14 protein-coding genes are annotated in these 14,280 nt (G+C 39.2%); all 14 read right to left on the bottom strand.

The annotated features are described in order from the left end of the window. Positions 1-25: 25 nt before the first annotated feature. The 14 genes from IEY67_RS17910 to IEY67_RS17845 all read right to left on the bottom strand — a co-directional run bounded on the left by IEY67_RS17910 (position 26) and on the right by IEY67_RS17845 (position 14,280). Positions 26-985: a bacteriophage abortive infection AbiH family protein gene (locus tag IEY67_RS17910; protein ID WP_183670990.1), complete on the bottom strand. Its 960-nt coding sequence runs from the start codon at positions 983-985 to the stop codon at positions 26-28. 209 nt (positions 986-1,194) lie between these two features. Next, a complete protein-coding gene (locus IEY67_RS17905) occupies positions 1,195-1,662 on the bottom strand; it encodes a hypothetical protein (protein WP_183670992.1) in 468 nt (155 codons plus the stop codon). Further along, entirely contained in the window at positions 1,659-2,135 is a 477-nt protein-coding gene (locus IEY67_RS17900; RefSeq protein WP_183670994.1) for an N-acetylmuramoyl-L-alanine amidase, read from the bottom strand. Before IEY67_RS17900 ends, IEY67_RS17905 begins: the two co-directional genes overlap by 4 nt. Then, positions 2,119-2,517, bottom strand: a complete 399-nt coding sequence (locus tag IEY67_RS17895) for a hypothetical protein (RefSeq protein WP_183671151.1) — start codon at positions 2,515-2,517, stop codon at positions 2,119-2,121. Before IEY67_RS17895 ends, IEY67_RS17900 begins: the two co-directional genes overlap by 17 nt. Positions 2,518-2,528: 11 nt before the next feature. After that, positions 2,529-3,083 (bottom strand): DUF6712 family protein, encoded by a 555-nt coding sequence (locus IEY67_RS17890; RefSeq protein WP_183670996.1) that lies wholly within the window; start codon positions 3,081-3,083, stop codon positions 2,529-2,531. Continuing rightward, positions 3,064-4,233, bottom strand: a complete 1,170-nt coding sequence (locus tag IEY67_RS17885; protein WP_183670998.1) for a hypothetical protein — start codon at positions 4,231-4,233, stop codon at positions 3,064-3,066. The genes IEY67_RS17890 and IEY67_RS17885 overlap by 20 nt, the downstream gene beginning before the upstream one ends. A gap of 23 nt (positions 4,234-4,256) precedes the next feature. Then, complete coding sequence (locus IEY67_RS17880; RefSeq protein ID WP_183671000.1) at positions 4,257-4,946, bottom strand: hypothetical protein; 690 nt, start codon at positions 4,944-4,946, stop codon at positions 4,257-4,259. An 11-nt stretch (positions 4,947-4,957) separates the two neighbouring features. Further along, on the bottom strand, positions 4,958-5,548 hold the full coding sequence (locus IEY67_RS17875; RefSeq protein ID WP_183671002.1) for a hypothetical protein: 591 nt from the start codon (positions 5,546-5,548) through the stop codon (positions 4,958-4,960). A 46-nt stretch (positions 5,549-5,594) separates the two neighbouring features. Then, complete coding sequence (locus IEY67_RS17870) at positions 5,595-6,662, bottom strand: hypothetical protein (RefSeq protein WP_183671004.1); 1,068 nt, start codon at positions 6,660-6,662, stop codon at positions 5,595-5,597. An 11-nt stretch (positions 6,663-6,673) separates the two neighbouring features. Then, complete coding sequence (locus IEY67_RS17865; RefSeq protein WP_183671006.1) at positions 6,674-7,834, bottom strand: Clp protease ClpP; 1,161 nt, start codon at positions 7,832-7,834, stop codon at positions 6,674-6,676. Positions 7,835-7,981: 147 nt separating this feature from the next. Further along, positions 7,982-8,209 (bottom strand): hypothetical protein, encoded by a 228-nt coding sequence (locus IEY67_RS17860; RefSeq protein WP_183671008.1) that lies wholly within the window; start codon positions 8,207-8,209, stop codon positions 7,982-7,984. Further along, on the bottom strand, positions 8,206-10,965 hold the full coding sequence (locus IEY67_RS17855; RefSeq protein WP_183671010.1) for a hypothetical protein: 2,760 nt from the start codon (positions 10,963-10,965) through the stop codon (positions 8,206-8,208). Before IEY67_RS17855 ends, IEY67_RS17860 begins: the two co-directional genes overlap by 4 nt. Positions 10,966-10,990: 25 nt before the next feature. Then, on the bottom strand, positions 10,991-12,313 hold the full coding sequence (locus IEY67_RS17850) for a glycine-rich domain-containing protein (protein WP_183671012.1): 1,323 nt from the start codon (positions 12,311-12,313) through the stop codon (positions 10,991-10,993). Further along, entirely contained in the window at positions 12,313-14,280 is a 1,968-nt protein-coding gene (locus IEY67_RS17845; RefSeq protein ID WP_183671014.1) for a hypothetical protein, read from the bottom strand. The genes IEY67_RS17850 and IEY67_RS17845 overlap by 1 nt, the downstream gene beginning before the upstream one ends.

Raw genomic sequence — 14,280 nt, 5'->3', positions numbered from 1 at the left:
TAAAAATATAAAAAATCCCTTATTTTCACTCAAACAAATCAAATTGTTTTAACACACAAATATCTCCTAATTTTATAAGTGAATACAACTGTCTTTCTATTCCTTTTGAAAACATGTATTGTTCTATCTTTTGTTTATCTGATTCTGAATAATAACTAATTATCCATTTTACTTTGGAAATATCTATTTTAGAAACAATTGCATTCAAATACGGTAAGTCCACTGAAGAAAATGATAATCCATACGCATAAATATTAGAAATATCCGATACTTCATTTATTATTGCTCGGTTAGAAGAAATAATACCTTCTACATCTTTCATTTGTTGTGATACCTCATCTATGACATTTTTTGTTGTATCATCAATAATCGGGTCATAATTTGCATTGAACCAATCCTCTATACCTTCTGCATCAGTTAATTCCTTAGGAGGATCAAATGTTGTAGATTTCTTAATTTCGTCATAGTTACGACCATGCCCTAAAATTAAATCATCATGTTGACTTGCTCTTCCATGAAGATGGAGAATTGAATCATTTGGTATATTATATAGATCCTGGAGTGTTTCTGTATAATTAAAAGTAATAAAAAAAGCATCAGTAGTTACAATTTTCAATTTTTTATCCGAATTACCACTAGGTAATGATAAAATCCATTCATAAAATGATTCACGTACATTTTTATATAATGTAATCAACTCACTTTTAGCAGTATCAGACATAACATAACGATCTCTATCACGATAGTCCTCACTTTGAATATCAGGATATAGATCTTTCAATCCTTTTATATAAGTTTCAATATCCAATGCGCCTAAACTATTTTCAAAATCACTCCACCATTGATCATCAGTACCATAAATTCTATCCAACTGCTCTGCTACATCGTTTTTTTCTTTTGATAACCATTCATGATAATCACGGTAACTACTAGGTATTTCATGATGAAGATCAAATCCATTCCCTATTAAATACAAATTTTCCATAATAATACATTTTATATTTTAGCACAACAAATTGCTTGTAAATATAAGAAATTCAAATGATAAAAGAATATTAAAAATAATATTTATAATTTTTCTTCCACAATTAAACAACACACAACTTTTTCATGTAAACAACACCTGAAAAGCCGTCCCACTCTCACGAGTAAGACGGCCAATTACTAACTAAACTATTACTATGAGAAAAAAAACTATTTAATATTCCTGGCTATCCATAAGCCCAAACAACCGAACAGAATAACAATCAGTCCAGATAGCCAATTCGGTAAAACAGACCTCCGATCAATCAGTATATCATCAGTAACAACCTCTTTTATACCTTCATTCTTTTCTTTAATAGATATATCCGTCTTCTGCTTATCACTACTCTCTTCCGTTATCACCGATCGTTTTTGTTCGGAATGAATATCCATCTGGGTTGTCTTTACAATATATTGGTTACCGATACTGTCCGGCTTAGAAAGCTCTGTTATCGTTATGATACCGGTTCCCTGGCACTCCAGTAACTCTGTAACTGTCCGTTGAACAGATTCAATGATATGTACACTATCCTTTTGACTACTGACAGCCGTACTAACCGTTTCCGATCTGTAGTTTTGCTTTTTTGTTCCGCATCCAAACAAAAGGAACATACACCAGAGTAATACAATTCCTTTCATGGTTTTACATTTACATTGGAGAGAAACGAAGTAAATTCACTCTGTACGTCGAAGCAGGGACAAGCCTTTAACCATTCAAAAGGTTCAATCACACCGTTACCGTTTAAATCAGGTGAATAATCCCTGTGCCCTCTCACCTCTACAACAGTCGTATATTTCCGACACAACTCATTCACCAGCTCACGGATGGCAGCCTTTTGCACTTCGGTACGGGTATCTTTGGGATTTCCGGAACCATCCAGTCCACCGACATAACAAATACCTATACTGTCTGCATTATGCCCCGAAACATGTGCTCCTACTTTTTCCACCGGCCTTCCTCCGTGAACAGATCCGTCGATGTCAACAATATAATGGTAGCCGATACCGTTCCACCCGCGTGCCCGGTGCATCTTATCAATATCTGCAACGGTAAGAGACTGTCCTTCCCGTGATGCAGAGCAATGTATTATGATTTTATTTATCTGTCTCATTATTATTTCCTTCTATTTTTAAATCCAATTTTCTACGTGGAGGAATCCTCCGGCTACACTCACTATCCGGACGATCACATCGATCATGTTCCGCATCTTTAAGAGCTAGTTCAACTCCATGCCTTTTGTGTATTTCATCAAGCTTTGCAGACTGTTCTTGTCGGAGTTCAACATATAATGCATCAATTTTTAAATCACGTTGGGAAATACGATCTTCTAACCAGGTAATTTGTTTTTTTTTATTATCAATTTCTAAAGCGTCTGCTGCTGCATCCTCCTTTCGAGCATCAGTATGCCGATTCACCCATGCCCGAACAGCCCATTTCACTCCCTCTATACCACCCATAGTTCCGACGATGGTCAGTATATCTCCTAATTCTATATTCATGCTATTTAATCTCCAATTTTAGAAATTACGGGCCCACGAACCGGAGTAATACTACCTTTCCCCCATTTAGGGAACTTATCTGAATTATGCTTGATATACCGGAGACAGTCATTCATCAATTCTTCAGCAATAGAAAAAGCATCTTTATATTCTTCCTGTTTTTCTTTTAACTCCGTATGTGAACTATATTCAGACTGATTCTGCATCAATCCCACCCGTGATAGGTTCCTGTCTCCATGCTTTACTAAGCGAGCGTAAACGAAATATTTCAGTGCTTTTTCAAGACCTGAAAATATAAATTCATCATTCCCATTTTTATAGATACCACCATGAAGCAAATTATCATAGGCATCATTGGCCGGTTCTCCACCTGATCGATTGACATACCGGAGCAAATCAATAAAAAGATTATCACCTAAAGCATTTTTGATATCCTGCTGTTGGGATTCATCTATGTACACAAGTATTTTTTCAACATCAACATGCGTTGACATGGGGCGAACGGTAGTCTTTACACTATCTACGTCCGTTAATTGCTTCTTAAACGGATTGGACTTCATAACTTAAAGGGATTAATGAATAGTCGTTTGTTTGATTAACCGGATATGCAAAATGTGAAAACACCGATCGGAAACTTTGTTCCATCAGGACACGTTCGTCGATCGTCATAGCATTATAGAAGTTAAAGGCATCATTAATAATGTCGTTTGAAAACCCCAGTGCCCCGGAACGAATGCGGTAAAATACCTCCTGATTGAATGCTGCATATATTTCCTCCGCTGTTGCATCCTTTGTCACAGTAAAGTCTTTATCGAAGTTCTTGGTTGGGAACTCGACAAATTCCGGTTTTTCGTCTCCATCATCAAGCCCTACGCCTATAATTTTGCACGCTTCCGAATCTCCCTGAAAAGCCTTAAATTTTTCAGCATCAAAACCGTTCTGGTATTCGTCACCTTCAACCAGGTTTCCGTCTTTATCTTCAACCATAACTTTCTGACCTTTCCGGTAGACATACATACCCATCGGCAGGAAATTATTCCGAACATTACGATAACGGACATTTGCCAGGCCTTCATCGGTGCTAATATCAGTTATAGCACTGTCATAAACAGCCGACGGATAGACCATGAACCCATCTTTTGACACATATAACGTCTGACCTTTATAAGCTTCGATACCTCCAGCTTCCACAATTTGAGATAGTACAACGTCTGGATTGGGATTAAACACATCTGTATAGGCAATGGTACTTTTACTAGGTTTCTTGATCTTTTTCCTACCCTTCGAACAAGTCCAATCTGGGTGTATGGCGATTTCAGCGATATATCCAGCATCGTCTTCAATACCCAGTCGGCAGTCTTCAAAAGGAATATGCTCAACGCTGGTGATTTCACATAGAAGATTGTAATTTATGTGCAAAGCAAATCCACCAAACTTCGCCAAATCATCTGAGCAGAGCCTTAACAAAGCATCACATGTCTGACCTTTTGTATTTACAATAGACTTGTAAAAGATGGAATCTTTGAAGCCCGCCCCTCTAATAAATTTTGCATACCGCCCCACACAACTTTTTGCATTACTGGAAGCGCCCAATAGCTGCAATATCATCTGAGGATAGTTATTCCCTTTCCCATAACTTTGTATATCCAGGTTAGTTACATCTGCAACGGGAATACGTATTTTCGGTATTTTTACTTCATCAATTGTCATATTTCACAAGTCTATTATATCAATTAATCTACTTCCGTCTGATCCGGATTTTTTTCGCTCTCCAATGCACCGTTTTCATCTGGATCATCTGTCTTTTTCTCATTTTCTGCCTTCAATTGTTCAGATGCTTCTTTCAGTAAAAAATCAATATACTTTTTCGTTACTTTCACATCGCCAATCTTCTCAAAGGTCACAAAATGATCCTTCACAGCTTTTTTAGTCGTTCCAGCAATAAGCATTTTCTTCATATCAGCGATAGCATCCAATTCTGCCTGAGTCAATTCAACAGGGATATGATCTTTCCCTGACAACTTATCCAAGTAGTCTGCAACATCAGACTTCCATCCATCAGGTAGATGTTCAAAATACTTACTGTTTTTTTCATCCAAAGACAAAAATTCGATTGCTAACTCATCCGTACAGTTCTGATACACAATCATACGACTGGAACCAAAACCAAGAGGCATACATACACCTCTAGCTATTTGATATCTTTTTTCTTTCATACGTTCCTCAAATAATATTCGATTAGTTTTATAAAGGTTGATCAGTTCCATCAACGCGTCAAAATAGCAGTTCCTACAAGTGTATGTTATTTTACGACATAACACCTTTGTAGCGATAGAAACGAGCGTGTCCCGTTCTTGTGGTGTTTCTTTCCGCATACGGAAACGCTCGATCATATCATTTGTCAATAGTTCATCGACTCTCATAGAAAGAGGGATTATGCCGCTGCAGTTAAACTATCAAACAAAGCCTTCGTTGTTTCATAATCCGTTTTATGCAGGAACAAACCGGATTTCGGAGCACGTTCTTCTGTCAACACAGCTTTCCAACCGCCTTCGGTTTCCTCACTGTATTTGTCATTTTCTAATGTCGTTGCAGTCAAGCCCTGATAAAAACCAGAAACCTGAAATGCAGCATCTTTTGTCGTTCCTTTATGTTTATTTTCATAGACGACTACAAACGTTCCATTTGCCAAACCATCAATAATACTTTCACAAGTCTCTGGTCCGTTGTCCAGGATCACAATTGCAAACTCATTATTGAACGTATTTACATAGGTGCCAACATTCAGACTTGTCTTAGTCCCAGTAAAGGGCGTTTTTCCTGGTACAAAACATTTATAGCCCTTTTTGCCTGTTTTCAATACAAGGGATTCAAGAACATTCTTTTTCCCGGTAGAAAACACGCTTTTTGCAAAATCGATATCTGAACGATTAACAATTACTGCATTTGCTTCTAAACCACGAGTAACCGGTGTATCACAGTTGATATCAATATCTTTTTTTATTAAGCTTTCGCAATCTGCCATATTTATGAGTATTTAATGGGGTACGGAATTTCCATACCCCGGATTATTAATAAGCAGCATGAATAAGTTCATCCTCTTTGGTTAGAGTACCGATCTTACCCGTTGAATAGATATAGTTCATACGTTCTTTACGTTCGAACCACACATCTAGTTCAGAAATAGCAGAGTTACCCGGATAGCCCATAAGCAACTGACTAGGTGAAGTATATACAGCGCGATGCGGTAAATTCAACTTTGTCCCATTGTCCTGGTACTTTTTGGCGAACCGGTCAAATACAGATATTGAATAAACTTTTACTCCATCCCATTCAGACACTTTCAAGCCATCAAATAGAACCTGCCACGGCATAATCGTATTATAGGATTGTTTCGCATCCCAGGCTAAAGCATCAGCCAAAGATTTCGTACAGAAAATGGCAGATCCGTCCATTGCCTCAATACGTCCATCTGCATCCATTCGGATTTTTTCAAACAAAGATGTTGCAACACCTTTTGTCAATAATCCTGATTTCTGGGTTGCATAAGACGCAGTATCATTCGCTGAGATTTCTGTATATTGATTAGAGTTCCCGGCTGCAATAGCAAAAATGCGTTTCCAAAAACCGTCGGCCATCGTAAACAGAGTTGGATCGACACCTGTTGTCAACACACCTCCATCAGCATTATTTTTCGCATCTTTATCACCATACCAGGCAATACGCCACATCATTTTTCGCATGGCTTCTTCCAGTTTGGGTAATACGATGTAATCCATATACTCCGTAGATGTCAAATCACCAATTTCAGTACCAGTTTTCAGACAGTAATCAGCAATCGTCCCTTCCAAATCCTCATAACAGAGATTAAGAGGTATTTCCCAGTCTCCAAGTTCCCACTGCTTTTCGGCAGCCGGAATACCGACTGATTTGTAGGTCGGGTTACAACCGGCTCCCTCGTTACCAACATCATCCATTTCTCCAATGAAACCAAGGCGTTTACCGTGGACTATTTTACCCATAGAAGTAATAAACTGTTCCAGGTTTTCATCTTGGAATACAGTCATATTCAATAAATCACGCAAACTCTCAATAGCATGATTTGTCGGGGTTAATTTCGTAAAATCTAACTTAGGCATATAAACAATTTTTATTTGTTAAACTTCTTTTTACGGGCATCGCGTTTTTCAGCCAGCTTTTTATCGATCAGAGATACCGGATCACCATTTCCACCCTGAACACCTTGATTACCCTGGAAACCTCGCGCATCAGGAACATAGCTACTTGCAATTTTCTTCAAGCCTTCCAAACCTCCCATAGTTTTGACCTTGTTCAAGATCACAAGTTCATCCTGGCTCTTAGCCTGAGTACGCAAAGACGTTAGTTCTGTTTCCAACTCTGCAATTCGAGCATTGGCAGCATCCAACTCGTCATTGTTATTTTCTTCTTCCGGATCGCGTATTTCGGATATTACACCTCCTTCTACGACAATGGTACTTCCATCCGGCATAAGATGCTCACCATCCGGAGAGGCTGTATCACCGACCTGTGGATCTCCCTCCTCCCGCTCTACTGTTAATGTACTTCCGTCTGCAGTTGATAAATCAAGGGCAACTTTTTTAAATGCAGCCTCCGCATCTTCAATTTTTGCATAGCCTAACTTTGCAAGCATTTTAGCAAATAGACTCTGACTAACTTCTACATTTTCTCCTGTTTTTGCCATATTATTTATATTTGAGTGATCATTTTTTGAAGCAGATAGCGGAAGGAGAATAGTTGATACAAAGCCCAACTCTTTCGCCTGATCCATATCTACATATTTATCTTTTTCCATCAAAGATTGAAGTTGTTCCCTGTCTGCTCCTGTCCTTTCTACATATAAATCCAGAAACTTTTCATTTTCACGATCCAGATCATCCGCCATTTGACGGAGATCATTCGACCTCATCGCGCAGCCTTTGTTTGCAAGGACAAGGGGTTTATGAATACATAATTTTGAATTAGTATATCCAAATCGTTTTTCTTTTGATGCAGCAAGCAATAATATAGAAGCCATCGACGCACATTTCCCCTCAATAATTGCCGAAATTTCCTTCCCAGTAGCACGAAGTTTATCATAAATACTCCACCCCTCAGAAATATTGCCACCCTCACAATTGAGACGAATTTCAATTTCATTATCATTTTCCGGAATTGAGTCAATAAAAGCATCAACAGTTGAAAAAGACGTTCCATCTATCCCGGTCCACATTAACCGTACTACTCTTGTTTCTTCATCTACTATATCACTGTGAATCTTTAATATTGCCATATTTCAAAATTATCTTTTTGTACAAATTTATATCATATTGTATATTAAAAGAGAAAATAAAATGAAAAAGCACTGCACGAATTTTGCAGTAATAAAAAAAGGCTGTACCGAAACACGATGCAGCCTATGAAATAAACAATATAGAGTTCAAAAAGAGCGTTCCATCTTAGAAATGACTTGATACACCTTCCTTTCACTCATATTATACTGATCAGAGAGGAAAGAAACAATATAAGCCTTCTTCAACCCGTCTCTTTTTAAACGATCATATTCATTATACAAACCGACATACAGGAAATCAGATGTATTCAAACCTGCAGAATACAGTTTTTCCAACAACTCTTTATTAAAGGCTAATATCTCATGAACTTTCATATAGTCGAATTATTTTGAATCATTTTTACTCTGTCCTGAACTTCTGTAAATTCAACAACACTAACCACAGGAACCGGCATTTCTTTTAATGCTTCAACAAAAACAGCTTTCAGTTCTGCTGTATCAAAACCACCACCAGAAACCGACGGGAATATTGGAACATTTGAAAAAGGTACACCGCCCCCAGCAACATTTACCGCACTAGCGATAGAACGTAATAAAGGGTTAGACATTGAGTGTTTATTTATAATACCTTCCCCTCCTTCAGCTTCGATCAGAACCCCACCTGAAGCATGCGAAGGACCGCTGATTTCACCACCATCGGCATATTTTGGGTTCTTCTCTTTATTTACCAACTGCTTTGCTTTTGCGATATTTGTCATAATGGCTGCAATAGTTGTAGCAATTGCTGGAATATTGGCTGGGAAACCAACTGCTTGAGCAGAGGCTACCCCTTTTGCCAAAGCTTCTGCCGTACTCAAACCGATATTGAATAATGCTATAGTTTTAGCAAAAGCGGCTAAATTTTCATTGTCTTCAGCAAAAGTATCAATCATTGAGGAAAAAGCATCAGTAACAGTTGCTGCAGCTTCTATCTGCATAAGTACAAATTCATTTTCCGCATTAACCTGTGCCCGCTTTGCTTCTGTTATCATCTTCTGACTTTGTAGTACAGCATTCGTGTATTCGGCATCTGATTCATACAATGCAGCTTTAGTTGCAGCATCCATATTCACTAATAAATCATACTCTGCCTGAGCCTGTTGTAGTTTCAGATCATATTCTTGCAACGTTCCTTCTTTGGCCCGTAGAATCTTATTTTCCCATTCTAAGCGAATATATTCAGACTGCCTATCGAATTGTTCTTTCCGAAAAGCTTCGTTTTCATCTGTAATCTGTTTGTTATATGCAGCATTTATATCAGCCTCCGACTGCCGAAGTTCTTCAGCTAATTGCAAATTAGCAGCAAGTTCAGCCTGCCGGTTCTGCTCGATTAGGGAAAGACGGAGATCATGTTCCTGTGATGTACCTTCTTTGACAGAATCCAGTTGTAACTGGATACGTTCTGTTTCTTTTCTGATCAGGACCTGGATAGATTCATCAGATAATTTTTTCAAATCAGCGTCACGCTTCTGTTCTGCTAAAACCATAGAGTCATTCAATGCTTTCTTTGCTGCATCAGTTAAATTTTTCTCTGAACTGAGCTTACGTTTCAAATCTTCGATCTGCCGGTCATACTGTAAATTAATCGTTTGCCTCTGTTTTTCTATTCCTTCCTTTACCAGAGATAAAGCCGTATCTTCAGCCTGGCGGATCAACTCTAATTCTTTAGTCTGCTGAGCTTTTTTTGTTTCTAGTATTTTTCTTGAGCTCTCCTTTGCAATGGAATTTGTCTTATTTTGAAGTTCAATCTGTTTTGTATAACTATCACGTTGTTTGTCTACCACATTTTGAAACAGATCAGCAAAATCTTTCAAATCAGATACAGTACTTTCAGATAGTCCTAGTTGGGAAATTGCATCATCTGCACTCATCGCACCCTTAGATACCGCATCCAACATATCACGAACTTCTTGAGTGACCTCCTTTTGCCCCAGGATATTAGCCAGCTTCTTTTCTCCAAGTTCGATCTGTTGTTTCATGTCGGCCTGTTCCATTTCACTAGCTTGTTTTGCAGCAGCAATACGTTCTTTAGCTGATTTGGTTGTATCATCGGAAATCATTTTCAGCCGCTCAATCTCTTTTCGACTGGCAGCCCGCTGCATGTTCAACATGACTTCCTGTTTTTCCAACTGTTGACTGATATTGTTCAACTCATAAGCCAGTTTTATTTCACGCTGCAATTCATCACCGATCCCGGCAAAGGTCGCTTTCATATCCTGAGCAGCCCCCTTAAAGTCGCCGGAAAATACTTTAACCAATGCACCTCCAAATTTGGCAACTCGATCAATAATAACATTAATGGCCGCCCCTAGACCAGCCATAGCATTACTCAGAAACTCGGTCCCTTTTTGTGTCTTAGTTAGATATGCCACCAAAGACCCCAACACCACAACGATCGCACCTATCCCTGTACTGAAAAGAGCAATCTTTAATATTTTCAATCCGGCAGAAAGGAGATTTGAAGATACGGCAGCCGCTTTCTGGGCCCCGGACATTTGAGTAGTAGCGGCAGAGTTCAATTTATAATCTACTGTTAATAAACCAACCTCCTGCCGTACCTTTTTGTATAGGGGCTGAAAAGGGGTAATTACACTTTTCAAAGAGCTATTGACCTTAGAAAATATTCCAGTTTCATTAGCAGCTACTTTGATTGCCTCTTCATATCCCCCAACTGAACGGCGAAAATCACCTAAACCCTGTTCCGTTATTTTAATTTCATCATTGAGAGTTTTAATCTTCTTCTGCAAATCACGTCCTTTCGCTGATTCTCTTTCGATCTGGCTTAGATTCACATATACCTTATTCAGCCGGGAAAGTTCAGCACGCATAGATTGCAAACTACCTTCCTGATCCTCTATTGATTTGTTATTGTTCCTAATCTCCTGATTCAACAGTACATTATGTTTCCTAAGATTCTTTATCTCATCTTCATACCGTTTATAGGCTTCTTTACCTTCCAATGTCGTTTTATTCAACAAGGATTGTTCTTCCCGAAGCTCGACAATATCCTGCTTATTCTCCTTGATCCGCTTCGAAGCGACATCATTTTTTATGATAACTTCTAATATTACTTGTTCTTTATTATCTACCATACTACTTAGTAACTTTTATTAAACTTTATTCAAGGGTTCTTACATAATACCGGATTATTATTATGCCTTGATAACCTCTTCCGGGATAGGACATCGCACCACTAAGAACCCCATGCGCTCCCCCGCCTGAACCATAAAACGTAGCATCTTTTCCACTCTGAGAGCTACCTTTCCCGCCACCTGTTTTCCCACCATCAAACAAAAGAATTTCACCGTTGTTATTACTTACAGTGCCCCCGTCTGCCCCATATAAGTTATTGGGATTTATGTCTTCAAATATGCATTTTTTGCCGTCATGTATAGTAGGTGCTGAACCTGAATACATTGCTCCTGTCGCCCCTCCGATTGCAGTATATTCGCCAAAAGTCGTATCATTACCTTTAACACCAGTATATGAAGTGTTGGCGGTCTGATCTCCTATCTTTAAATTAAAAACTTTATTTTTTGTAAAGGGAATATCTTCCACATATAAGACCTGTCCCCCTCTACCTCCTGTAATCATCCTATTAAGTACATTCATCTGATTTGAACCGAATCCTGAACCACCGCCAGCAACTATAAAAACATCAATTTTTTTAGTATTGGCAGGTACGGACCAAGAAGTCTGAAGAACGTCTGTTATTATTGCTGTCTTTACCACAAGCGGCATATCACTTTCTTTCATCCTGCGAACGACCTTTAATATAGCAATACCCTGATAACCGCTTCCGGCATTTCTTATTGTGTTACTAAATGACCTATATATTGTTCCACCTCCTCCAGCCGAGCCATAAAAAACTCCGGCTGCAGCGGCTGTAGAGCGATTTGCCCCCTTTCCCGCACCAGTATTCCCACCTGCATTAGCCATAGTGGTGATACTTCCATCTCCACCATTTGCGCCAAATAAATCAGTAGATGCGATAGACTCCGATTCTATATCTCCAAACGGACATGCTGTTCCATCTCTCCCGATTGATGGCGAAGAATTTGTTCCGGCAGCTCCACCACTTCCGCCCAAAGCAATGAGAGTCCCGAAAGATGTATCACCTCCTTTGTTTCCCGCATTATTGGCCGTCGTTGCAGCAACCCCACCTTGTCCGATCACAACAGTCATTTCTTCTCCTTTAATGAAGGGTATATTTTCCTGATATACAACTGTACCACCTTTCCCGGCATATCCCGCTGTATACGAACCGTAAGATGTGGGGGCTACTGGCAGACCACCACCACCACCAGCCCCCACTATAAACGCGTCAAGTTTAACAGTGTCAACAGGAATTGTATAAATCTCCGATGATTTGATTACAACCATTTGAGTGACCTCTATCATTCCAGAAGCAAAAAGTATTGATCTTCTTCTATTTCCCATTATTCTACGTATTCTTTGTAATTAAAAGACTCAGACGCACGAACTATATATTTCCAGTCCGCCCACAATATATTTAATTCACATGCTTCACCTCCCGCCAGTTCCGGCAAATCAGAAGGTATCAATAATACCGAACCATCCAACTTTGTATCAGCACCTAATTTTATAGTGAATGCCAACTTAGTTGTCAAGGTAGATGTATTACGAAGCATTACAGTAGTAGTTGAATTGTGAAGCGGATAAAAACCGGATGGGTTTATAAGTAAATCTCTGCTTCCGCTTGTAGATAAGTCCATGATAATAAACCCACCAGTAAACGGAATAGATACGCCAATAGCAACAGTCGTTTTTGTATAAGAACATGCCGCCCTTGCAGTTGCATCGCGCCAACCTTCCCCTGTGACGCCTCTTAAATCAATAAGGTAATTGTAAATATTATCAGAGTTAGTCGCGCTATAAGCCACAACAAAAGATAAGCAATAGTGCACAACAGTACCGTCAACTATTTTCATTATGGAAGTACATTGTGAATATCCCATCTTTTCCCCGAAATAACGACTTTGTATTTTGGAATATATAGGGGTATTGTTGATATAAGCCTGCTCTAAATCATCCATCGTTTTACCCAATATAAAGTCGTTCCAGTCCAGTTCGGTAGAAGTCTTTACTCGGTTGACCTGCAAAATATCGCCTAGTTCTATATACTCGTACCCGCTAACCGGATTATTCCACTTAGCTGAACCGTCAGACCACGTGAGTACCTGACCTGCTTCGGGATTGGCAGGGTACTGGAACTTGTTTGCTCCTTCTTCGATACCAGCTAACTTTTCCCCTTCTTCATCCGTCATAAGACGCTTTCCAAGCTCCTTCAATACATAGCGGTTATCTGCATCTTCTTTGGTATAATACTTCGATAAATCGATAGATGTAGAACCAATTCGTTCCCATTTCCCACTTATCCAAATATACTCGTCATACACATCATCCTCTGCCCCCTCTTTGGGAAGAAAGTAGATAATATTAGTTTCCCCTGTATCAGGCAAAACTTCAACAGGCAATATACTAATACCTTTGATTTGGGATATCAGATTCAGAACTTCTTCTCTGGTGTATGTTTCTGATTTGAGTAAATAATTAGCCAGATCATCAACAACCTTTGTAATGAATCCGCTATCATTTTCCAAATCACTTGTTTTCGTCGGTACTATACCGGCAACAATACCTTCGGCGGCTTCTGCTGCATTATTCGCCCGTACAGCTGCCTTACCAGCCTGTTCTCCCGCAGCATTTGTTTCTCTTATTACTTCCTCCGCTTCTTCAGCTATTTGATCCATTTCCTCACGAATAGCCAATGCTACACTCGTTGCCGGTAGACGGAGCCATGAAAGATAATCATCCACTGTTTTACCAGTATTCCCTTCCTGCTGTTCCCATACCTCAAAGGCACTATATCCACGTTCCCCCTGCAGTTCTTTTTTTTGGGTAGGAGTCAACTTATCCCATGTCAAACGGAGATCGGCCAATTGATCTGGAGTGAAATCGGTATAAGTAAAAGCTTTACCTCGAAGCTCATTCTTTTCAGCTTCCGTTAAGTCTGAGAATTTCAGCTTCAATAACTCTACCTGTTCCGGGATAAGATCATCAAAAGTGAATATCAAATCTTCAATAGGGATAATGACTCGAAAAGCAGTATCATCTTCATTGTCATACTTCATTTCCATGCCATTGGCCGTATAACGGAACTGTGGGGTCCTACCCGTTGCCAATTCACCAGTGTTCACTCCGTTTACCCACCAATACCCATTCTTGATGGTTGGCTTTACATCTTGAGCTACCAACTTTTTAAAGTCGGAAACAGTTATACCGGCATCTGTACCACCTAAATCGGTCTTAGTCCCCAACAAATAATCGTTATCCGATAGACTGGGATACTTCGTAAATTCTTTAATATCCTTTGTTCCTGCCAT

This window comes from Parabacteroides faecis (assembly GCF_014647375.1).
Taxonomy (GTDB): domain Bacteria; phylum Bacteroidota; class Bacteroidia; order Bacteroidales; family Tannerellaceae; genus Parabacteroides; species Parabacteroides faecis.
This window is presented reverse-complemented; position numbering and strand designations above follow the sequence as displayed.

Coding starts and splice junctions, on each gene's coding strand:
- IEY67_RS17910 (WP_183670990.1), bottom strand. CDS start 985: ATGGAAAATTTGTATTTAATAGGGAATGGATTTGATCTTCATCATGAA.
- IEY67_RS17905 (WP_183670992.1), bottom strand. CDS start 1,662: ATGAAAGGAATTGTATTACTCTGGTGTATGTTCCTTTTGTTTGGATGC.
- IEY67_RS17900 (WP_183670994.1), bottom strand. CDS start 2,135: ATGAGACAGATAAATAAAATCATAATACATTGCTCTGCATCACGGGAA.
- IEY67_RS17890 (WP_183670996.1), bottom strand. CDS start 3,083: ATGAAGTCCAATCCGTTTAAGAAGCAATTAACGGACGTAGATAGTGTA.
- IEY67_RS17885 (WP_183670998.1), bottom strand. CDS start 4,233: ATGACAATTGATGAAGTAAAAATACCGAAAATACGTATTCCCGTTGCA.
- IEY67_RS17880 (WP_183671000.1), bottom strand. CDS start 4,946: ATGAGAGTCGATGAACTATTGACAAATGATATGATCGAGCGTTTCCGT.
- IEY67_RS17875 (WP_183671002.1), bottom strand. CDS start 5,548: ATGGCAGATTGCGAAAGCTTAATAAAAAAAGATATTGATATCAACTGT.
- IEY67_RS17870 (WP_183671004.1), bottom strand. CDS start 6,662: ATGCCTAAGTTAGATTTTACGAAATTAACCCCGACAAATCATGCTATT.
- IEY67_RS17865 (WP_183671006.1), bottom strand. CDS start 7,834: ATGGCAATATTAAAGATTCACAGTGATATAGTAGATGAAGAAACAAGA.
- IEY67_RS17860 (WP_183671008.1), bottom strand. CDS start 8,209: ATGAAAGTTCATGAGATATTAGCCTTTAATAAAGAGTTGTTGGAAAAA.
- IEY67_RS17855 (WP_183671010.1), bottom strand. CDS start 10,965: ATGGTAGATAATAAAGAACAAGTAATATTAGAAGTTATCATAAAAAAT.
- IEY67_RS17850 (WP_183671012.1), bottom strand. CDS start 12,313: ATGGGAAATAGAAGAAGATCAATACTTTTTGCTTCTGGAATGATAGAG.
- IEY67_RS17845 (WP_183671014.1), bottom strand. CDS start 14,280: ATGGCAGGAACAAAGGATATTAAAGAATTTACGAAGTATCCCAGTCTA.